The 19,429-nt window shown below is 73.7% G+C and carries 19 protein-coding genes; 11 read left to right on the top strand and 8 right to left on the bottom strand.

The genetic code is table 11. From position 1 onward, the window contains the following. Positions 1–44 precede the first annotated feature (44 nt). Entirely contained in the window at positions 45–692 is a 648-nt protein-coding gene (locus tag ABTY40_RS10580; protein WP_352059157.1) for a TetR/AcrR family transcriptional regulator, read from the bottom strand. Positions 693–816: 124 nt separating this feature from the next. On the opposite strand from ABTY40_RS10580, the gene ABTY40_RS10575 reads away from it, so the two are divergent. Further along, positions 817–1,074: a WhiB family transcriptional regulator gene (locus tag ABTY40_RS10575; RefSeq protein ID WP_386333206.1), complete on the top strand. Its 258-nt coding sequence runs from the start codon at positions 817–819 to the stop codon at positions 1,072–1,074. Between the two features lie 62 nt (positions 1,075–1,136). On the opposite strand, the gene ABTY40_RS10570 is transcribed toward ABTY40_RS10575, so the two are convergent. The 3 genes from ABTY40_RS10570 to ssgD all read right to left on the bottom strand — a co-directional run bounded on the left by ABTY40_RS10570 (position 1,137) and on the right by ssgD (position 4,838). Then, entirely contained in the window at positions 1,137–2,111 is a 975-nt protein-coding gene (locus ABTY40_RS10570) for an acyl-ACP desaturase (RefSeq protein WP_352059156.1), read from the bottom strand. A gap of 341 nt (positions 2,112–2,452) precedes the next feature. Then, entirely contained in the window at positions 2,453–4,099 is a 1,647-nt protein-coding gene (locus ABTY40_RS10565; RefSeq protein ID WP_352059155.1) for an ABC-F family ATP-binding cassette domain-containing protein, read from the bottom strand. Between the two features lie 322 nt (positions 4,100–4,421). Beyond that, positions 4,422–4,838 carry a spore wall synthesis regulator SsgD gene (gene ssgD, locus ABTY40_RS10560; protein ID WP_345283931.1) on the bottom strand — a complete coding sequence of 139 codons (417 nt, stop codon included), beginning with the start codon at positions 4,836–4,838 and terminating at the stop codon, positions 4,422–4,424. Between the two features lie 250 nt (positions 4,839–5,088). On the opposite strand from ssgD, the gene ABTY40_RS10555 reads away from it, so the two are divergent. Next, entirely contained in the window at positions 5,089–6,189 is a 1,101-nt protein-coding gene (locus ABTY40_RS10555) for a WD40/YVTN/BNR-like repeat-containing protein (protein WP_352059154.1), read from the top strand. Here ABTY40_RS10555 and ABTY40_RS10550 read toward each other — a convergent pair. Beyond that, positions 6,186–6,485, bottom strand: coding sequence for a YciI family protein (locus ABTY40_RS10550; protein WP_352059153.1), 300 nt, complete (start codon positions 6,483–6,485; stop codon positions 6,186–6,188). The two genes, ABTY40_RS10555 and ABTY40_RS10550, sit on opposite strands and share 4 nt — an antisense overlap. Positions 6,486–6,563: 78 nt before the next feature. Here ABTY40_RS10550 and ABTY40_RS10545 point away from each other — a divergent pair, with 78 nt between their 5' ends. Both ABTY40_RS10545 and ABTY40_RS10540 read left to right on the top strand, forming a co-directional pair. Next, positions 6,564–7,268 carry an endonuclease V gene (locus ABTY40_RS10545; RefSeq protein ID WP_345283927.1) on the top strand — a complete coding sequence of 235 codons (705 nt, stop codon included), beginning with the start codon at positions 6,564–6,566 and terminating at the stop codon, positions 7,266–7,268. Positions 7,269–7,272: 4 nt separating this feature from the next. Beyond that, complete coding sequence (locus tag ABTY40_RS10540) at positions 7,273–7,689, top strand: RidA family protein (RefSeq protein WP_352059152.1); 417 nt, start codon at positions 7,273–7,275, stop codon at positions 7,687–7,689. Positions 7,690–7,922: 233 nt separating this feature from the next. On the opposite strand, the gene ABTY40_RS10535 is transcribed toward ABTY40_RS10540, so the two are convergent. Then, complete coding sequence (locus ABTY40_RS10535) at positions 7,923–9,221, bottom strand: saccharopine dehydrogenase family protein (RefSeq protein ID WP_352059151.1); 1,299 nt, start codon at positions 9,219–9,221, stop codon at positions 7,923–7,925. A 187-nt stretch (positions 9,222–9,408) separates the two neighbouring features. Here ABTY40_RS10535 and ABTY40_RS10530 point away from each other — a divergent pair, with 187 nt between their 5' ends. The 4 genes from ABTY40_RS10530 to ABTY40_RS10515 all read left to right on the top strand — a co-directional run bounded on the left by ABTY40_RS10530 (position 9,409) and on the right by ABTY40_RS10515 (position 15,200). Further along, the gene (locus ABTY40_RS10530) at positions 9,409–10,554 is read left to right on the top strand and encodes a CaiB/BaiF CoA transferase family protein (RefSeq protein WP_352059150.1); all 1,146 of its coding nucleotides are present in this window, start codon (positions 9,409–9,411) and stop codon (positions 10,552–10,554) included. Then, positions 10,551–11,702 carry an acyl-CoA dehydrogenase family protein gene (locus ABTY40_RS10525; protein ID WP_352059149.1) on the top strand — a complete coding sequence of 384 codons (1,152 nt, stop codon included), beginning with the start codon at positions 10,551–10,553 and terminating at the stop codon, positions 11,700–11,702. The genes ABTY40_RS10530 and ABTY40_RS10525 overlap by 4 nt, the downstream gene beginning before the upstream one ends. Positions 11,703–11,772: 70 nt before the next feature. Continuing rightward, positions 11,773–12,987: an acetyl-CoA C-acetyltransferase gene (locus ABTY40_RS10520; protein WP_345283918.1), complete on the top strand. Its 1,215-nt coding sequence runs from the start codon at positions 11,773–11,775 to the stop codon at positions 12,985–12,987. A gap of 38 nt (positions 12,988–13,025) precedes the next feature. Beyond that, a complete protein-coding gene (locus tag ABTY40_RS10515) occupies positions 13,026–15,200 on the top strand; it encodes a 3-hydroxyacyl-CoA dehydrogenase NAD-binding domain-containing protein (protein WP_352059148.1) in 2,175 nt (724 codons plus the stop codon). On the opposite strand, the gene ABTY40_RS10510 is transcribed toward ABTY40_RS10515, so the two are convergent. Further along, positions 15,187–15,900, bottom strand: coding sequence for a MerR family transcriptional regulator (locus tag ABTY40_RS10510; RefSeq protein ID WP_352059147.1), 714 nt, complete (start codon positions 15,898–15,900; stop codon positions 15,187–15,189). The two genes, ABTY40_RS10515 and ABTY40_RS10510, sit on opposite strands and share 14 nt — an antisense overlap. Before the next feature lie 305 nt (positions 15,901–16,205). On the opposite strand from ABTY40_RS10510, the gene ABTY40_RS10505 reads away from it, so the two are divergent. Continuing rightward, complete coding sequence (locus ABTY40_RS10505; protein WP_352059146.1) at positions 16,206–16,697, top strand: hypothetical protein; 492 nt, start codon at positions 16,206–16,208, stop codon at positions 16,695–16,697. Positions 16,698–16,713: 16 nt separating this feature from the next. On the opposite strand, the gene sph is transcribed toward ABTY40_RS10505, so the two are convergent. Continuing rightward, positions 16,714–17,748: a sphingomyelin phosphodiesterase gene (gene sph, locus ABTY40_RS10500; protein ID WP_352059145.1), complete on the bottom strand. Its 1,035-nt coding sequence runs from the start codon at positions 17,746–17,748 to the stop codon at positions 16,714–16,716. A gap of 126 nt (positions 17,749–17,874) precedes the next feature. Here sph and ABTY40_RS10495 point away from each other — a divergent pair, with 126 nt between their 5' ends. Beyond that, on the top strand, positions 17,875–18,360 hold the full coding sequence (locus ABTY40_RS10495; RefSeq protein WP_352059144.1) for a F0F1 ATP synthase subunit B family protein: 486 nt from the start codon (positions 17,875–17,877) through the stop codon (positions 18,358–18,360). Between the two features lie 126 nt (positions 18,361–18,486). Further along, the gene (locus ABTY40_RS10490; protein ID WP_352059143.1) at positions 18,487–19,389 is read left to right on the top strand and encodes an oxygenase MpaB family protein; all 903 of its coding nucleotides are present in this window, start codon (positions 18,487–18,489) and stop codon (positions 19,387–19,389) included. Positions 19,390–19,429 lie beyond the last annotated feature (40 nt).

The following is a 19,429-nucleotide window of genomic DNA, read 5'->3' as shown; positions in this document are numbered from 1 at the left end:
CCCGGTGGGGCCCCGCCCGCGGCGTTCGTACGGGCCGCGCGGATCTACGGAGCGTCGAGCGCCGCCCGGCCGAGGGCCGTGGCCTCCGACCGCAGGCGGGCCGTGATGCCGCGTTCGGCGCGGTCGTACGCGGAGGTCTCGCTCAGCAGCACGGACCGGGCGTTGGCCGCCTCCATGAGGGCGATGATCTCGAAGGCGAGCTGCTCCACGTCCGTACCGGCGGCGAACTCGCCCGCCGCGCGGGCCTCGGCGATCGCGCCCTCCATGTAGGCGGACCAGTCGAGCCGGGCCCGCGCGATCGCGTCGTGGACGGGCCCGGGGCGCGCGTCGAACTCCGCCGAGGCGGCGTAGAAGAAACAACCCCCTGTGAAGACCCGCTCCGAGGAGTACGCGAGCCAGGCCCGGCACAGCTCGCGCACCCGGCGGGCACCCGGCGGCACGTCGGCGAGGGGCTTCACGACCCGCTCGGCGAAGACCGCGACGGCGGCCCTGACCGTGGCGAGCTGCAGCTCCTCCTTGGAGCCGAAGAGAGCGAAGACCCCGCTCTTGCTCAGCTTCAGCTCGGTCGCGATCCGCCCCAGGGAAAGGCCCTCGAGACCCTCCACCGAGGCGATGTCCATGGTGCGGCCCAGCACCAGGCGCCGCGTCTGATTGCCGCGCTCGACGCGCCCGTCCGTCTTGGTGCCGCTCATGGCCCCATCGTACTGAACGCACGACCGTGCGGACATCTGCCGGACGCGCCGGAATCGGCTGCCGCGCCGGGTCGTTGATCGAACGTTGATGGCGTGTTTACGGCGGTCCGGCACGGTGAAAGGCATGCAGATGACCGACACCGATGTGCTGACGGACCCCGGCCTCTCCTGGCGCGAGAACGCCCTGTGCGCCCAGGCCGGACCGGAGTTCTTCTTCCCCGCCCCGGGTTCGTCGACCCGTGAGGCGAAGCAGCTCTGCGGGGCGTGCGAGGGGCGCCTCGCGTGCCTGGAGTACGCCCTCGCCCACGACGAGCGGTTCGGGGTGTGGGGCGGGCTCTCGGAGAAGGAGCGCGTACGGCTCAAGCGGCAGCAGCGCCGCTGACCCGCCGCCCGCCCGCGCGGCGGCGCCGGACCCGCCCGGCGCCGTGCGCCGGCCGGCCGTGCTCAGCCGGCGGCGCGGGCCGCCATGCGGGCCTTGCGGGCGGCCAGCCGCTCGTCGAACTTGCTCGCCTCGCTGTCCAGGCCCTCCATGTACAGGCCCAGCTCCTCCTGGGCGCGCAGCCCGTCCGGGCCGAGCCCCTCGATCTGCAGCACCTTGAGGAAGCGCAGGACGGGCTGGAGCACGTCGTCGTGGTGGATGCGCATGTTGTAGATCTCGCCGATCGCCATCTGGGCCGCGGCGCGCTCGAAGCCCGGCATGCCGTGCCCCGGCATGCGGAAGTTGACCACGACGTCGCGCACGGCCTGCATCGTCAGGTCCGGGGCGATCTCGAAGGCCGCGCCCAGCAGGTTGCGGTAGAAGATCATGTGCAGGTTTTCGTCGAGGGCGATGCGCGCCAGCATCCGGTCGCAGACCGGGTCGCCGGACTGGTGTCCGGTGTTGCGGTGCGAGATGCGGGTCGCGAGCTCCTGGAAGGCGACGTACGCCACCGAGTGCAGCATCGAGTGCCGGTTGTCGGACTCGAAGCCCTCGCTCATGTGCGCCATCCGGAACTGCTCCAGCTTGTCCGGGTCCACGGCGCGCGAGGCGAGCAGGTAGTCGCGCATCACGATGCCGTGCCGGCCCTCCTCCGCGGTCCAGCGGTGCACCCAGGTGCCCCAGGCGCCGTCACGGCCGAAGAGGGTCGCGATCTCGTGGTGGTAGCTGGGCAGGTTGTCCTCGGTCAGCAGGTTGACGACGAGGGCGATCCGGCCGATGTCCGTGACCTTGGACTGCGCGGGCTCCCAGGCCTCGCCGTCCTCGAAGAGACCGGGGAAGTTCCGGGCGTCGGACCAGGGCACGTACTCGTGCGGCATCCAGTCCTTCGTGACCTGCAGGTGCCGGTTGAGCTCCTTCTCCACCACCTCCTCCAAGGCGTAGAGCAGCCGCGCGTCGGTCCACTCTGTCGAACTGCCGAGATGGGGAGAGGTGAGCGTCAAGGGAACTCCTGGGGACGGAGGGGAGGGCATACGGAACTACCTACGGCTTCGTAGGTTACGAAACCGTAGGTTAAGGCCCCGTAAGGCCCGGGCCAAGCCCGTCCCTGCGATGTCCGGTTACGTTCCGTTATGTTCGCTGCTGGCGCGGGTGACCGGAGACGCAGGTCACGTCGACGCTCGCCGCCCCGTCATCCGGAACCCGCTACTCACCGCAGGCGCCCGGGCTCGCTCGACTGGCGCGACGGCCGCGCGCCCCGGCGCGCGGGCGGCCGGACCCCTGTCGCCGGCCGGCCCGCGCCGCCCACGGGACCCCCGTCGGCCGACTCAGGAGCGGGGCCGGCTCAGGGGCGGGCCGCCGTGCCCAGGGCGCCCACCGCCTCCGCCGTCGTCGGCCGCAGCTCGCCGTCGAGCAGCAGCCAGCGCGTGATCCCCAGCGACTCCAGGAACGCCAGATCGTGACTGGCCACGATCAGCGCCCCCTCGTACGCGTCGAGAGCCGCCGTCAGCTTCCGCACCGACGCCATGTCCAGGTTGTTCGTCGGCTCGTCCAGCATCAGCAGCTGCGGAGCCGGCTCCGCCAGGAGCAGCGCCGCGAGCGTGGCCCGGAACCGCTCCCCGCCCGACAGGGTGCCCACCGGCCGGTCCGCCCGGCCGCCCCGGAACAGGAACCGCGCGAGCCGCGCCCTGATCGCGTTCGGCGTTGCCGCCGGCGCGAAACGCGCCACGTTCTCCACGACGCTCAGGCCGTCGTCCAGCACGTCGAGCCGCTGCGGCAGGAACCGGAGCGGCACCCGCGCCTCCACCTCGCCCGAGACCGGCGCCAGTTCGCCCGCGATCGTGCGCAACAGGGTCGTCTTGCCCGTCCCGTTCCGGCCGATCAGCGCGATCCGTTCCGGCCCCCGCAGCTCGAACGCGCCGCCGGCCCGGGCCCCGTACCGCAGCTCCAGGTCCCGCAGCAGCAGCACCTCCCGTCCCGCCGGCACCGAGGTGTACGGCAGTTCGACCCGGATCTCGTCGTCGTCCCGTACCGCCTCCACGGCCGTGTCCAGCCGCTCCCGGGCCTCCGCCAGCCGGTCCGCGTGCAGCGCCCGGTGCTTGCCGGCCGAGACCTGCGCCGCGTTCCGCCGGGTGTTCGCCACGATCTTCGGTACGACCTTGTTCTCGAAACTCTTCTGCGCGTACCGCTTGCGCCGGGCCAACTTCATGTGTGCGTCCGCCAGTTCGCGCTTCTGCCGCTGGACGTCGGCCTCGGCCACGCGGACCATCCGCTCCGCCGCCTCCTGCTCGGCCGCGAGTGCCTCCTGGTACGCCGACCAGGGGCCGCCGTACCAGGTCACCGCGCCGTCCCTGAGGTCGGCGATCTGGTCGACCCGCTCCAGGAGTTCACGGTCGTGACTGACCACGACGAGGACGCCGGACCAGTTCTCCACCGCCTCGTACAGGCGTGAACGGGCGTACAGATCCAGGTTGTTGGTCGGCTCGTCGAGCAGCAGCACGTCGGGCCGGGCGAGGAGCAGGGCGGCCAGGCGCAGCAGCACCGACTCGCCGCCGGAGACCTCCCCGACGGTCCGGTCCAGGCCGACGTGCCCGAGTCCGAGCTGGTCGAGCGTGGCCCGGGCCCGTTCCTCGACGTCCCAGTCGTCGCCGAGCGCCGCGAAGTGCTCCTCCGCCGGATCGCCCGCCTCGATGGCGTGCAGGGCGGCCCGCTTGCCGGCGATGCCGAGGATCTCGTCGACCCGGCGCGTGGTGTCCAGGACCAGGTTCTGGGGCAGATGACCGAGCTCACCGGTCACGCGCACCGCTCCTGAGGTGGGCGTGAGCTCCCCGGCCAGCAGCTTCAGCAGGGTCGACTTGCCCGAGCCGTTGAGTCCGACGAGCCCGGTGCGGCCGGGTCCGACCGCGAGCCGCAGGTCGTCGAAGACCTCCGTCCCGTCCGGCCAGGAGAAGGAGAGGGACGTGCAGGTGAGAAAAGTGGGGTGATGCGCCATGGGGGCCTCCCGGTTGCGCGAGCGTGGGCTGGATGCAACGCGTGAGACACCGGGGCGCGGGCGACGGAAGGGAACCGGCTCGTACGCCGAGGTCGAGGACGGCACACACGGCACGAAGGGCACGCGCGGCACGGTGTCTCGCAACCTCAGACGGACAAGGGACCGTTCTCCTCCCGGCAGACATCAGGTACGGGAACGACCGTAGGGCCCGGTCGGCCGGGCGGCAATCGAATTACGGCGGACGGCTCCGGGGCGGCTCGGGGCGGACCTCCGGGACGGTTCCGGGAAATCTCCGGGGCGGCTCGGGGCGGCCTCCCGGCGTTCAGGGACGGTCCTCCAGGAGCTCGGTGAGGTCCTGGTCCCAGTCCAGGTACTGGTGCTCCCGGCCCGCCGGCACCAGATGCTGCGAACGCTCCAGGAAGCGGCGCAGCTCCGAGGTGCGGACGTGGACCATCGCGACCCCCTCCGGGGCGTGGAACTCGACGACCGTGCGGTCGAAGCCGTACGGCCGCAGCCGCACGTCCCCGTCCCCGGCCGGCCGCTCGACCCCCTGCGCGAGGAGATCGCGCGCGAAGGCCCAGGAGACCTCGACCCCCTCCAGGGTCGCCGGCGGAGGGAAGGCCATGCTCACCGCGTACGGGTCCTCGCGGTCGTAGCGCAGAGTGGCGGGAACGGTCTCCATCCGGGGAGCGGATGCGACCAGACGGGCCTGGACGGCCTGCTCGATGACGGCGGACACGACGGGCTCCTCTCAACCGGGCTCGGATCCTGTGCGTCTCCCCGACACCAGGCCACCTGACACCTGACAAGACGGCCGGGACGGCCGGAACGTGCACTGGGGTGGCGCGTGAGCTACGTCACCGCCCCACCGGCCCCGTCCGCACCTCCTCCGGCGCCCCGGTCCGGCCTGCGGCCCCGCCCGGCGGCCGTTCTTCGCGCGGGGAGGCGCTCTGGACGCCGGTCCGGCGGGGCCGCTAACTTCCGGCGGCATGACGTCCATGGGGAAGACGAGACGAATGATGTCGGCGGGACTGGCCGGGGCGGCGCTCGCGCTCTGCCTGGGCGGTACGGCGCGGGCCGGGGAGACCCCCACGGCCGCGACGGCCGGCTGGGAGCTGACGCCGACCGGAACCGACGCCCGGTTCCGGGGCCTGGCGGCGGTCGACCGGCGCACCGCCTGGGCGGCGGGCTCCCGGGGGACCGTGCTGCGCACCACCGACGGCGGACGGACCTGGCGGAACGTTTCCCCGGCGGGGGCGGCGGAGCTGGAGTTCCGCGACGTGGAGGCCTTCGACGCCCGGCGGGCCGTCGTCCTCGCCATCGGGGAGGGCGTGGCCTCCCGGGTGCTGCGCACCGACGACGGGGGCGCCACGTGGACCGAGTCCTTCCGCAACACCGATCCGCGCGCCTTCTACGACTGCATGACCTTCTTCGACCACCGCCACGGCCTCGCCATGAGCGACCCGGTCGACGGCAGGTACCGGATCCTGTCCACCGGCGACGGCGGCCGTACCTGGCAGGTGCTCCCCACCACCGGCATGCCCGCCGCACTCCCGGACGAGGCCGGCTTCGCCGCGAGCGGCCAGTGCCTCGTCTCGGCCGGCCCCCGCGACGTCTGGCTCGCCACCGGCGGCGGCGCCACCGCCCGGGTCCTGCACTCCGGCGACCGGGGCCGTACCTGGACCGCCACCGACACCCCCCTCCCCGCCGGGGACCCCGCGCGGGGCGTCTTCGGACTCGCCTTCCGCGACCGCGCCCACGGCATCGCCGTCGGCGGCGACTACCGCAAGGACCAGCCCTCGCCGCGTGCCGCCGCCGTCACCCACGACGGCGGACGCACCTGGCGGCCCGCCGCCGCGCCCCCGCCCGCCTACCGCTCGGGCGTCGCCTGGCTCCCGCACAGCACCCGCGCCGCCCTGGCCGTCGGCCCGACCGGCACGGACCTCACCACCGACGGCGGCCGCACCTGGCGGACCGTCGACACCGGTTCGTACGACACCGTGGACTGCGCCCGCGACGGCGCCTGCTGGGCCTCGGGCGAGAAGGGCCGCGTCGCCCGGCTCGCGCGGAACGCTCCGGGCACCCTCTAGGACGGCAGGCGCTCCCGGTAGGCGGAGAGGTCCTCGGCCGTCTTGGTCGCGTAGAACTCCGTGATCCGGTACGCGCAGACGCCCTCCACGGTGAACGGGTCGGCCGCCGCGATCTTCTCGATCTCCGCGCGGTCGACCCCGGCGGCGAGGATGACCCCGCCGTCCCGCGGGTTCTTCCGGCCGGACGCGATGAACACGCCCGCGGCGTACTGCTCGTCCAGCCAGGCGACGTGCGCGTCGAGCAGCGCGTCCACCCGCTCGACGGGCGCGGTGTAGGTCAATTCCAGTACGAACATGCGGGCCAGGCTACCCGCGCCCACCGACGGTCCGGGCGGGGCAGGGGCGCGGGTAGGGGCCGTAGGGTGGGCCGCATCATGACGATCACCGACATCCCGGCGGGTTGGCCCGCCGACGAGAGCGCGGCGCGGGAGGTCCAGCGGGACCTGCGCGAGCGGCTCGTGCTCGACGAGGAGGGCCCGGCCGTCGGCACCGGCCACGTCACCGGGCTCGACGTGGCCTACGACGACGAACGGGACCTGGTCGCCGCGGCCGCCGTCGTGCTCGACGCGCGCACCCTGGAAGTGGTGGAGCGCGCCACCGCCGTCGGCCGCGTCTCCTTCCCCTACGTGCCCGGCCTCCTCGCCTTCCGGGAGATCCCCACCGTCCTGGCGGCGCTCGACGCCCTGACCGCCGACCCCGGCCTCCTCGTCTGCGACGGCTACGGCCTCGCCCACCCCCGCCGGTTCGGCCTCGCGAGCCACCTCGGCGTGCTGACCGGCCGGCCCTCCCTCGGTGTCGCGAAGAACCCGTTCACCTTCACGTACGAGCAACCGGGCGCCCGGCGGGGCGACTTCGCCCCGCTCCTGGCCGACGGCGAGGAGGTCGGGCGGGCCCTGCGCACCCGGGCCGGGGTCAAGCCGGTCTTCGTCTCCGTGGGGCACCGCGTCTCCCTGGCGAACGCCTGCGCCCACACCCTCCACCTCAGCCCCCGCTACCGCGTTCCCGAGACGACCCGGCACGCCGACGCCCTCTGCCGCCGTGCCCTCAAGGAGGCTCTCGCCCCCCGCCTGGGAGGATGAGCGCATGGACACGCAGCAGAATCGAGGACGTCAACTGGTCGGTTCCGGCTCGCCGCTGGAGCCCGAGATCGGCTTCTCCCGCGCCGTCCGCACCGGCGCGCACGTCGCCGTCGCGGGTACGGCCCCGCTCGCGGACGACGGTACGACCGTGGGCCGGGGCGACGTCTACGCCCAGACCGTCCGATGCCTGGACATCGCCGAGGCCGCGCTCCGCGAGGCCGGCGCCCGTCTGGAGGACGTGGTGCGCACCCGCGTCCTGCTGACCGACGCGGACCGCTGGCGCGAGGCGGCCCGCGCCCACGGCGAACGCTTCACCGGCATCCGTCCGGCCTGCACCTTCGTGGAGGTCTCGCGGTTCATCGACCCGGAGTGGCTCGTGGAGATCGAGGTCGACGCGGTGGTGCCGCCGGCGGAGGCCTGAGCGCGTGCCGGTACCGCCCCCGCGCGCAGGGCGGCGTGGGGCCGCGCCGCGTGCGGGGGGCACTGTCGCCGCGCGCCCCGGCGGTGTCCCGGGGCGGGGCGAGACGGTGTACGACTCCGAGGCGGGCGGCGCGTGCCCCGTGTCGGGACCCGTGGGCGCGGGCCCGCGTGAAGGCCGCACCGGCGCCGGTCCCCGGGCCGCCCCCGCGTCCCGTCGCCCCGGGCTCGCGACCGCTACTCGCGGTGGGCCACCCGGAAGCGGATGCCCGCCGCCTGGAGGCGCTCGATCAGGGCGTCGCCCATCGCCGTCGCCGTCGTGACCTGGCCGGCGGTCCTCGGGAGGGGGTCGAGCGCCAGGCAGAGGGCGGACTCGGCCAGCATCCTGGCCGTCTCGTCGTAGCCGGGGTCCCCGCCCGAGACCTCGGTGAACACGCGGCGGCCGCCCCCCTCGCCGACGAAGCGGACGGTGAACCAGCTGCGGGCCCGCCGTTCCGCGGACGGACCGCTGCCCGGCGCGTAACGGGACATCAGCCAGCGCCGTACGGGCGGGAGTTGGGCCGCGGTGACGCCGAGGGCCACGGCGGCCGTGCCGCCGAGGGCCACGGGGAGCGTCCTGACGGACGCGTAATGGCGGTAGCGGAAGTCCGGCCCGTACCGTTCGAGCGAGGCCGCCGAGCGGGCCACGACCTGCGGGTCCAGGGTCGGCAGGGGCAGCGCCCAGGTGCCCGTCTCGGGGCTGAACCGGGGACTGCCCAGTGGGGCGCGGGCCCGCCGGCCGACCAGCCTCGGTTCGTACAGGCGCCGCTCGCGGGCGGCCCGCAGGATGTGGCGGCCACGGCCGAGGGCGGTGAGCGCGGAGGCGAAGGTGCCGCCCGAGAAGGCGGCTCCCGCCCGGACGAAGCCGTCGACGCGCAGCGGCACCCCCTCGGGCAGCTGGCGCACGGTGAAGTGGACGCCGAGGTCGTGCGGGACCGAGTCGAAGCCGCAGGCGTGCACGATCCGGGCCCCGGTCTCCCGGGCGCGGGCGTCGTGGCGGACGTACATCCGGTCGACGAACTCCGCCTCGCCGGTGAGGTCCAGGTAGTCGGTGCCGGACTCCGCGCAGGCGGCGACCAGCTCCTCGCCGTACCAGACGTACGGGCCCACGGTGGTCGCCACCACCCGGGCGGAACGGGCGAGTGCGCGCAGCGACCCGGGGTCGGCGGAGTCCGCGACGACGAGCGGCAGCCCGGCACAGCGCGGCCACCGGGCGGCCAGCCGGTCGCGCAGCGCCGCCAGGCGGCCGGCGCTGCGGCCCGCGAGCGCCCAGCGGAACTCCGCGGGCGCGTGCTCGGCCAGGTACGCGGCGGTCAGCTCACCGACGAACCCGGTCGCCCCGAAGAGCACCACGTCGTACGGCCGCGCCCGGCGGTCCGCCCCGGCGCCGTCACCCGCCGCCGGGGCCTCGTCCGCCCGCCGACCTGTACCGGTCCCGGCGTCCGTGTCCGCCCGGCCCACCGTCCCGGCCTCCTCGCGCCCCGCCCCTGTCGTCATCCGGCCCCTCGCCTTCCCCTGCGGCGCGCCCGCGCGCATGCCGTCGGCGGAGGATAGCGGACCCGGTGCACCCGCCCGCCGCCGGGATTTTCCAAGCGCTTGCTCGGCCGGGGGGCTTGTGCCGGGTGGAACACGTTCCTAGCATCCTCGGTGTTACATCATTGCTGTCACACACTCTGGGGGCTCGATGAGCACGACGCACTCCGCGCGGAACGGCCCGCTCACCGGGGTACGGGTGGTCGAACTCGCCGGCATCGGCCCGGGCCCCTTCGCCGCGATGCTCCTCGGCGACCTCGGCGCCGACGTCGTCCGCGTCGACCGCCCCGGCGGCGCGGGCCTCGGCATCGACCCCGCCCAGGACCTGACCAACCGCAACAAGCGCTCCGTCCTGGTCGACCTCAAGGCCGGGGACGGTCCCGCCACCGTGCTCGACCTGGTCGAGCGCGCCGACATCCTCGTGGAGGGCTACCGGCCGGGCGTCGCCGAGCGCCTCGGCGTCGGCCCGGAGGCCTGCCTCGCCCGCAATCCGCGGCTCGTCTACGGCCGGATGACCGGCTGGGGCCAGGACGGGCCGCTCGCCCCCACCGCCGGCCACGACATCGGCTACATCGCCCTCACCGGCACCCTCGGCATGATCGGCCCCGACCCCGGCGGGCCGCCCACCGTCCCCGCCAATCTCGTCGGCGACTACGCGGGCGGTTCCCTCTACCTCGTCGTCGGGGTGCTCGCCGCCCTCCAGCACGCCCGTGCCCACGGCGAGGGCCAGGTCGTCGACGCCGCCATCGTGGACGGCGCCGCCCACCTCACCACCATGATCCACGCGATGCTCGCCGCCGGAAGCTGGCAGGACCGCAGGGGCGTCAACCTCCTCGACGGCGGCTGCCCCTTCTACGGCGTCTACGAGACCTCCGACGGCGGGTACATGGCGGTCGGCGCGCTGGAGGAGCGGTTCTACGACGAGTTCGTCCGCCTGCTCGGCATGGAGGGGACCGCCCCGCCGCGCGGGGACCTCGCCCGCTGGCCGGAGCTCCGCGAGACCGTCGCCGCCCGCTTCCGGAGCCGTACCCGCGAGGACTGGACGGCCGTCTTCGACGGCAGCGACGCCTGCGTGACCCCCGTCCTCTCCCTGCGCGAGGCCCCCTCCCACCCGCACCTCGCCGCCCGCGGCACCTTCGCCGAGCACGCCGACGTCGTCCAGCCGGCGCCCGCGCCCCGCTTCTCCGCCACCCCCGGCACCCTCCGTACGGGCCCGGCCCTGCCCGGCGCCGACACCGCCGAGGTCGCCCGCGACTGGGCCGTACCCTCCCTGCACCCCCAGGAGACTTCCGCATGAAGCGCACGCTCTACACCGAGGACCACGAGGCCTTCCGGGCGACCGTCCGCACCTTCCTGGAGAAGGAGGTGCTGCCCCACTACGACCGGTGGGAGAAGGACGGCATCGTCTCCCGCGACGTCTGGCGGGCCGCCGGTCGGCAGGGGCTCCTCGGCCTCGCCGTGGACGAGGAGTACGGGGGCGGCGGGAACCGCGACTTCCGCTACGGCGCCGTCCTCGCCGAGGAGTTCACCCGCGCCGGAGCCCCCGGTCTCGCCATCGGCCTGCACAACGACATCATCGGCCCCTACCTCACCTCCCTCGCCACCGAGGAGCAGAAGCGGCGCTGGCTGCCCGGCTTCTGCTCGGGCGAGATCATCACCGCCGTCGCCATGACCGAGCCGGGCGCCGGCTCCGACCTCCAGGGCGTCCGCACCACCGCGGAGGACCACGGCGACCACTGGATCCTCAACGGCTCCAAGACGTTCATCTCCAACGGCATCCTCGCCGACCTGGTGATCGTCGTCGCCCGCACCACCCCCGAGGGCGGCGCGCACGGCCTCTCGCTGCTCGTCGTCGAGCGCGGCATGGACGGCTTCGAACGCGGCCGCAACCTCGACAAGATCGGCCAGAAGTCGCAGGACACCGCCGAACTCTTCTTCCGCGACGTCCGCGTCCCCAAGGAGAACCTCCTCGGGGAGCTCAACGGCGCCTTCGTCCACCTCATGACCAACCTCGCCCAGGAGCGGCTCGCGATCGCCGTCGCCGGCATCGCCGGCGCCGAGCACCTCCTGGAGATCACCACCCGGTACGTCAAGGAGCGCGAGGCCTTCGGCCGGCCGCTGGCCCGGCTCCAGCACGTCCGCTTCGAGATCGCCGAGATGGCCACCGAGTGCGCCGTCACCCGCGCCTTCGTGGACCGCTGCATCGAGGAGCACGCCGACCCGGAGGGCCTCGGGCTCGACCCCGTCCACGCCTCCATGGCCAAGTGGTGGGCGACCGAACTCCAGAAGCGGGTCGCCGACCGCTGTCTGCAACTGCACGGCGGGTACGGCTACATGAGCGAATTCCCGGTGGCCCGCGCCTTCACCGACGGCCGGATCCAGACCATCTACGGCGGCACGACCGAGATCATGAAGGAGATCATCGGCCGGTCCCTGCTCGGCTGACTCCTCCGCCCCTCCCCACCGACTCCGTTCCGCCCACCACCGATCCCACCTTCCTCGCGAAAGGCCTCCCGTGAGCACCGAAGCGTACGTGTACGACGCGATCCGCACCCCGCGCGGACGCGGCAAGGCCAACGGCTCCCTGCACGGCACCAAGCCCATCGACCTGGTCGTCGGCCTGATCCGGGAGATCCAGGCCCGCCACCCCGGCCTCGACCCGGCCGCCGTCGACGACATCGTCCTCGGCGTCGTCGGGCCCGTCGGCGACCAGGGTTCCGACATCGCCCGCATCGCCGCCATCGCCGCAGGCCTGCCCGAGACCGTCGCCGGCGTCCAGGAGAACCGCTTCTGCGCCTCCGGCCTCGAAGCGGTCAACATGGCGGCCATGAAGGTCCGCTCCGGCTGGGAGGACCTCGTCCTCGCCGGCGGTGTCGAGTCCATGTCCCGCGTCCCGATGGCCTCCGACGGCGGCGCCTGGTTCGCCGACCCGATGACCAACCTGGAGACGAACTTCGTCCCGCAGGGCATCGGCGCCGACCTCATCGCCACCATCGAGGGCTTCACCCGCCGCGACGTCGACGAGTACGCCGCCCTCTCCCAGGAGCGTGCCGCCACCGCCTGGAAGGACGGCCGCTTCGCCCGCTCCGTCGTCCCCGTCAAGGACCGCGCCGGCCTCACCGTCCTCGACCACGACGAGCACCTGCGCCCCGGCACCACCGCCGACTCCCTCGCCAAGCTCAAGCCGTCCTTCGCGGACATCGGCGAGCTGGGCGGCTTCGACGCGGTCGCCCTGCAGAAGTACCACTGGGTCGAGGCGATCGACCACGTCCACCACGCCGGAAACTCCTCCGGCATCGTCGACGGCGCCGCCCTCGTCGCCATCGGCTCCCGCGAGGTCGGCGAGCGGTACGGGCTCACGCCGCGCGCCCGGATCGTCTCGGCCGCCGTCTCCGGCTCCGAGCCGACCATCATGCTCACCGGCCCCGCCCCCGCCACCCGCAAGGCCCTCGCCAAGGCCGGCCTCACCATCGACGACATCGACCTGATCGAGATCAACGAGGCCTTCGCGGCCGTCGTCCTCCGCTTCGCCAAGGACATGGGCGTCCCGCTGGACAAGGTCAACGTCAACGGCGGCGCCATCGCCCTCGGCCACCCGCTCGGCGCCACCGGCGCGATGATCCTCGGCACCCTCGTCGACGAGCTGGAGCGCCAGGACAAGCGCTACGGCCTCGCCACCCTCTGCGTGGGCGGCGGCATGGGCATCGCCACCGTCGTCGAGCGCGTCTGACCGTCCCGTCCGAACCCTCTAACGGAGAAGCAGCAGTCATGAGCGAGAGCACCACCATCCGCTGGGAGCAGGACGAGACCGGCATCGTCACCCTCGTCCTGGACGACCCCGACCAGTCCGCCAACACCATGAACCGGGCCTTCCGGGCCTCCCTCGCCGCCGTCGCCGACCGCGTCGAGGCGGAGAAGGACTCCATCCGCGGCATCATCTACACCTCCGCCAAGAAGACCTTCTTCGCGGGCGGCGACCTCAAGGACATGATCCAGGCGGGCCCCGAGCACGCCCAGGACATCTTCGACGCCGCCATGGAGATGAAGCGGGCGCTGCGCCGCATCGAGACCTTCGGCAAGCCCGTCGTCGCCGCGATCAACGGCGCCGCGCTCGGCGGCGGCTACGAGATCGCCCTCGCCTCCCACCACCGCGTCGCCCTCGACACCTCCGGCTCCAAGATCGGCCTGCCCGAGGTCACGCTCGGCCTCCTGCCCGGCGGTGGCGGTGTCGCCCGCACCGTACGCCTCATGGGCATCACCGACGCCCTCCTCAAGGTGCTGCTCCAGGGCACCCAGTACAGCCCCGCGCGCGCCCTCGACAACGGGCTCGTGCACGAGCTGGCCGCCACCCACGAGGAGATGATGGCCAAGGCCATCGCCTTCATCGACGCCCATCCGGAGTCCCGCCAGCCCTGGGACGTCCCCGGCTACAAGATCCCCGGCGGCACCCCGTCCAACCCCAAGTTCGCCGCCAACCTGCCGGCCTTCCCGGCCAACCTGCGCAAGCAGCTGAACGGCGCCCCCTACCCGGCCCCGCGCAACATCATGGCCGCCGCCGTCGAGGGCTCCCAGGTCGACTTCGAGACCGCGCAGGTCATCGAGTCCCGGTACTTCACCGAGCTGGTCACCGGACAGACCGCCAAGAACATGATCCAGGCGTTCTTCTTCGACCTCCAGGCCGTGAACTCCGGCGCCAGCCGCCCCCAGGGCGTCGCGCCGCGCCAGGTCCGCAAGGTCGCCGTCCTCGGCGCCGGCATGATGGGCGCCGGCATCGCGTACTCCTGCGCCCGCGCCGGCATCGAGGTCGTCCTCAAGGACGTCTCCGCCGAGTCCGCCGCCAAGGGCAAGGCGTACTCCGAGAAGCTCTGCGCCAAGGCCGTCGCCCGGGGCCGCACCACCCAGGAGAAGGCCGACGCCCTCCTCGCCCGCATCACGCCCACCGCCGAGGCCGCCGACCTCGCCGGCTGCGACGCCGTCATCGAGGCGGTCTTCGAGGACACCGCCCTCAAGCACAAGGTGTTCCAGGAGATCCAGGAGATCGTCGCCCCCGACGCGCTGCTGTGCTCCAACACCTCCACCCTGCCGATCACCGTCCTCGCGGAGGGAGTGGAGCGCGCGACCGACTTCATCGGCCTGCACTTCTTCTCGCCGGTCGACAAGATGCCGCTGGTCGAGATCATCAAGGGCGAGCGGACCGGCGAGGAGGCCCTCGCCCGCGCGTTCGACCTGGTCCGCCAGATCAACAAGACCCCGATCGTCGTCAACGACTCGCGCGGCTTCTTCACCTCGCGCGTCATCGGCCACTTCATCAACGAGGGCGTCGCCATGGTCGGCGAGGGCATCGAGCCCGCCTCCGTCGAGCAGGCCGCCGCCCAGGCCGGCTATCCAGCGAAGGTCCTCTCCCTCATGGACGAGCTGACCCTCACCCTGCCGCGCAAGATCCGCAACGAGACCAGGAAGGCCGTCGAGGAGGCGGGCGGCACGTGGGCCACCCACCCGGGCGAGGCGGTCATCGACCGCATGGTCGACGAGTTCGGCCGCCCCGGCCGCAGCGGCGGGGCCGGTTTCTACGAGTACGGGGAGGACGGCGGGCGGGGCCGTCTGTGGCCCGGCCTGCGCGAGCACTTCACCAAGCCGGGGTACGAGATCCCGTTCCGCGACATGCAGGAGCGGATGCTGTTCGCCGAGGCGCTGGACACCGTCCGGCTCCTGGAGGAGGGCGTCCTGACCTCGGTCGCCGACGCCAACATCGGCTCCATCATGGGCATCGGCTTCCCCGCCTGGACCGGCGGCGTGCTCCAGTACATCAACGGCTACGAGGGAGGTGTGGCCGGCTTCACCGAGCGGGCGCGCGAGCTGGCCGCGACCTACGGCGAGCGGTTCAACCCGCCCGCGCTGCTGGTGGAGAAGGCCGAGCGCGGCGAGGTCTTCACCGACTCCTGAACGCCGTCCTCAGCTCCTCGCTGAGCGAGCGCTGGAAGGCGGTGACGAGGGCCTGGATCACCATCGGCTGCATGTGCGCCGAGAGCGACTTCATCGCGGTCAGGTGGTCCGGGTCCTCCCCGCTCTCCCGGTACGGGTTCCACACCTGCTCCTGGAAGAGGCGGGCCAGCTCCTGGGCGGCGGCCCGCGCGTGCTCCAGGAGCACGGCGCGGGAGGCGAGGATCGTCTCGTGGTCGATCGGCACGTCGAGCAGCTCCACGCCGAGCCGCAGCAGCGCGCCGTCGAGCCGGAAGGTGTCGGCCTCCGCCGTGCGGTCCAGCACGCCCATGGCGGCCAGCCGGTCCACGTCCCGGTCGGTCAGCTCCCGCCCTGCGCGCCGCTCCAGCTCCCGCCGCGTGATCGACTCCGCGGACTCCGGCGCCCACGACGCCACCAGGGCCCGGTGCACCGCCAGGTCCCGGGCACTGAGGTCGGGGGGCAGCTGCTCCAGGTACCGTTCGATGGCCGCGAGGGTCATGCCCTGCCGCTGGAGCTCCTCGATCAGCGCGAGCCGCGCGAGGTGCTCGGGCCCGTAGTGCCCGACCCGCCGGGCCCCGATCACGGGCGGCGGCAGCAGCCCCCGCGTCCCGTAGAACCGCACGGTCCGCACGGTCACCCCGGCCCGCGCGGCCAGCTCGTCCACGGTGAAACTGGGCGCCACCCCCTGCCGCCCGCCCCCACCGCGCTCGCCGCCCATCGAGGTGCCTCACTTCCCGCTCACCCGGACCGAGCGGCCCGCCTGTCTTCAACAGTATTGCTGTCGCACCAGCGCTGTAAAAGCCCGCGTCCATGGTCGGTGCCACCCTCCGGCGTGGCCGCAGCGGCTCGTGGAGCGGCGGATACCGGTCACCGTGGACGACTTCGGCGCGTAAGGGGCGCCGGGGCGGGGTGCGGCGGCGGGTTGTCGGCGCGCGGGTTAGAGTCGGCGGCCGACCGACGCGGGGGACCGCAGTGAGGGGGAGTGGAATGTACGCGCAACTGAGGGAGACGGCCCAGGAGTTGGCCGGGATCCTGTGGCGGGAGCACACCGTGTACCGGGAGCGCGGTGGCGGGGTGGTGATACGCAACGAGCAGGTGGAGCGGTGGATCAGCCTCGCTCCGACCGGGGGCAAGGACCGGGCGCTGCTGCGCGCGGGGCGGCTCCTGGACGGGGGGACCACCGCTCCGGCCCGTACGGAGGTGGTCGTGGACCTGACGGCCGGGACGACCGAGCTCGCCGCCGTCTGCCGGCGGCTGCTCGCCGAGGTCGCCGGGGCGGCGGTTCCGGTGGGGGGACCGGAGGCGGGGCCGTCCCGCGCGGGACGGCCCCGGGAAGCCGGGAGGCCGGCGCGGGCCCCGAAGCCGGGCAGGCCCCGCAGGACGCGTCACACCGGCGCCGGCTCCTGGTTCGTGCTGCTCTGCGTCGCCGCCGTCGTCGGCTTCTGGATCTACGGCATCGTGGGCGGCGCCGGGTACTAGCCCCGCGCCGGCGGGATCAGTACCCGAGAACGGGATAGTGGTCGGAGAGGTTGGTGTACGTGTACTGCGTGCCCCAGCTGGAGACCGTCCACGGCGCGCTCCGCTCCAGGACGACGTGGTTGGTCCAGTCGGCGGGACGGGCGTTCCCGGCGCGGTGCAGGACGTGGTCGAGGTCCTCGCGCGGGTCGTCGGGGTAGCGCTCCGCCGCGATCGAGTTCAGCTCGGTGTCGAAGGAGTACGGGTGCCCGGTGCGCGCGCCGGCCCCGGCGAGCCCCGCGTCGGCGAGCATCGTCGCGTACTCGGGGGAGTGTGAGTCCACGTTCAGGTCGCCGGCGACGATCACCTGCTCGTTCGCCGGGATGTTCTTGCCGTCCAGGAAGGCGTCGAGCGCCTTGAACTGCCGGCTGCGCACCTGCGCCGCCTCGCCCGCCGCGCAGCCGGGGTCCGTGGACTGGGCGTGGGTGCCGACGACGTGGACGCGGCTGCCGTTCACGTCCAGGACGGCGTAGGCGAAGCCCTTGTTCGAGTACCAGTCGGCGCCGCAGGCGTCCTTGTAGACGTACTGCTCCTTGCGGACGATCGGCCACTTGCTGAGGATCGTCACCCCGCCGTCCTCGGGCGTGGTCGTGGAGTAGGCGCCGCCGGTGGCGTCCCAGCCGGTCTTCGAGCGGCCCATGACGGGGGTCTGGTGCGGGTACTGCGCGGCGGCGTTGGCCTTGAGGGCGTCCGAGGAGGAGTTGTCGAAGGCCTCCTGGAGCACGACGACGTCCTGCCCCTGGAAGAAGGAGGCGGCGGGGATCGCCTTCGCCCGGTGGTCCTGCCCCCAGTTCGGGTAGAGGCTCCGCGAGAAGAGAAACGCGTTGTACGTGAGCACCTTCACGCGCGGGGTCGCGGCCGCCGTCTGCGGGGCCGCCGAGGCGGCCGGCGCGGCCGTGGCCAGTGTGGCGGCGGCGAGCGCGAAGGACAGGGCGGCGCCGGAGGTACGGCGCAGTGCGGCGAACGACACGTGAACTCCCAAGGAGACGTGGGGGGTTGACCTGGCGCCGCACATACAATCAGTCAGGGTTACCTTCCGGTAGCCTCCGGATGCCGGGAATCTTGCCGGGCGCGCACAAGCGCGCCAACTCTCGACCGGGTGTACGATTCGTTACTTTTGCGACCAGGTAGAATGCCCGCCATGACCCTCGCGAACTCGCAGATCTTCAAGACGGACCTCGGTCCGCTCAACCCCGTCTGGGCCGAGCTCCTCCTCGGCGCCGTACTGTTCGGGCTCACCTTCCTGATCCTTGCGAAGGGCATCCTGCCGAAGATCAAGCGCACGCTCGACGAGCGCGACGACGCCATCGCCGGCGGCACCGAGCGCGCCGACGACCTGCGCACCGAGGCCGCTCAGATCCGTGAGCAGTACGAGGCCGAGCTCGCCGAGGCCCGCCACGAGGCCGCCCGCATCCGCGCCAAGGCCGTCGAGGAGGGTTCGGCCGCCATCGCCGCCGCCCGCGCCGAGGGCGCCGCCGAGCGCGACGCCATCCTCGCCGCCGGCTCCGCGAAGATCGCCGCCGAGCGCGCCGCCGCCGAGCGCGAGCTCACCGCGGACGTCGACGCCTGGGCCCACGCCCTCGCCGCCCGCATCGTCGGCGAGCCGGTCGGCGCCGACCGGGCCTGACCCGTACGCAGAGAGGGGCCGTCGCCCGGGGCCGCAGCGCCCTGGCGACGGCCCCTTCGTCATGGGTGCACCCTGGAACGGAGGACGGACGCGACCCGTGCGAGGACGGACGAGGAGAGGCACCCGATGAACCACCCGCGGCAGACCCCCGCCGCGCCACGGGACCGGAGGCGGCCGGCCCCCGCCGACCCGGCGCCGCCCCCCGTCGGCGGCGTGCTGTGGAGCGTCGCCGGGGACGTCCGTGCCCTGCTCATGCTGCCCGCCGCCCTCGCCCTCCAGGTCGCCCACCCCGTGATCGGCGCCGGCGTCGACGAACACTCCGTCTTCCGCACCGACCCCTGGGGCCGCGGCGAGCGCTCGCTGCGCTCGGTCCAGCTCTGGGTGTACGGAGGCGAGCGCGCCGCCGAGGAGGGCCGCCGGCTGCGCGAACTGCACCGCACCATCCAGGGCACCGACGCCCACGGCCGCCGCTACCACGCCCTCACCCCGGCCTACTACTCCTGGGTCCACGCCACCGGCTACCCCGTCTACCGGCACGGTCTGCGCCTGCTGGCCCGGCCCCTCACCGAGGCCCAGGAACGGCAGCTGTACGCCGAATGGCTCCAGGTCGGCCGGGTGCTCGGCATCCACGACCGGGACATGCCGCGGACGATCGAGGAGTTCTGGCCGTACTACCGGCGCGTCCTCGCCGAGGAGCTGGAGGTCACGGCCGTCGTCCGCGAACTGCTCGACACCGACCTGCCGGTGCCCGCCCCCGACCGGGGCCCGCTGCCGCTCCGGCTCGCGCTCCGCCTCCTCTGGCCGGCCCTGCGCCGCCCGTTCCTGCGCCTGCGGGCCTTCCTCACCGTGGGCTTCATGCCGCCCGATGCCCGCGAGGCCCTCGGCCTGGAATGGACCGAGGGCCAGGAAAGGACACTCCGCCGCTTCGCCCGGGCCGTGAGGCTGATCGTCCCCGTCCTGCCCGAGCGGCTGCGCTACCTGCCCCTGGCCCGCCGCGCCCGCCGGGCCGCCCGCCGCGCCGGGCGCTGACGGGCGGCCCCGCGCGGCCGGTGACGGTGCCGCGCCGGGC

Origin of the sequence: Streptomyces sp. NPDC126503 (assembly GCF_040302405.1) — a bacterium.
GTDB lineage: Bacteria > Actinomycetota > Actinomycetes > Streptomycetales > Streptomycetaceae > Streptomyces > Streptomyces gulbargensis.
This window is presented reverse-complemented; position numbering and strand designations above follow the sequence as displayed.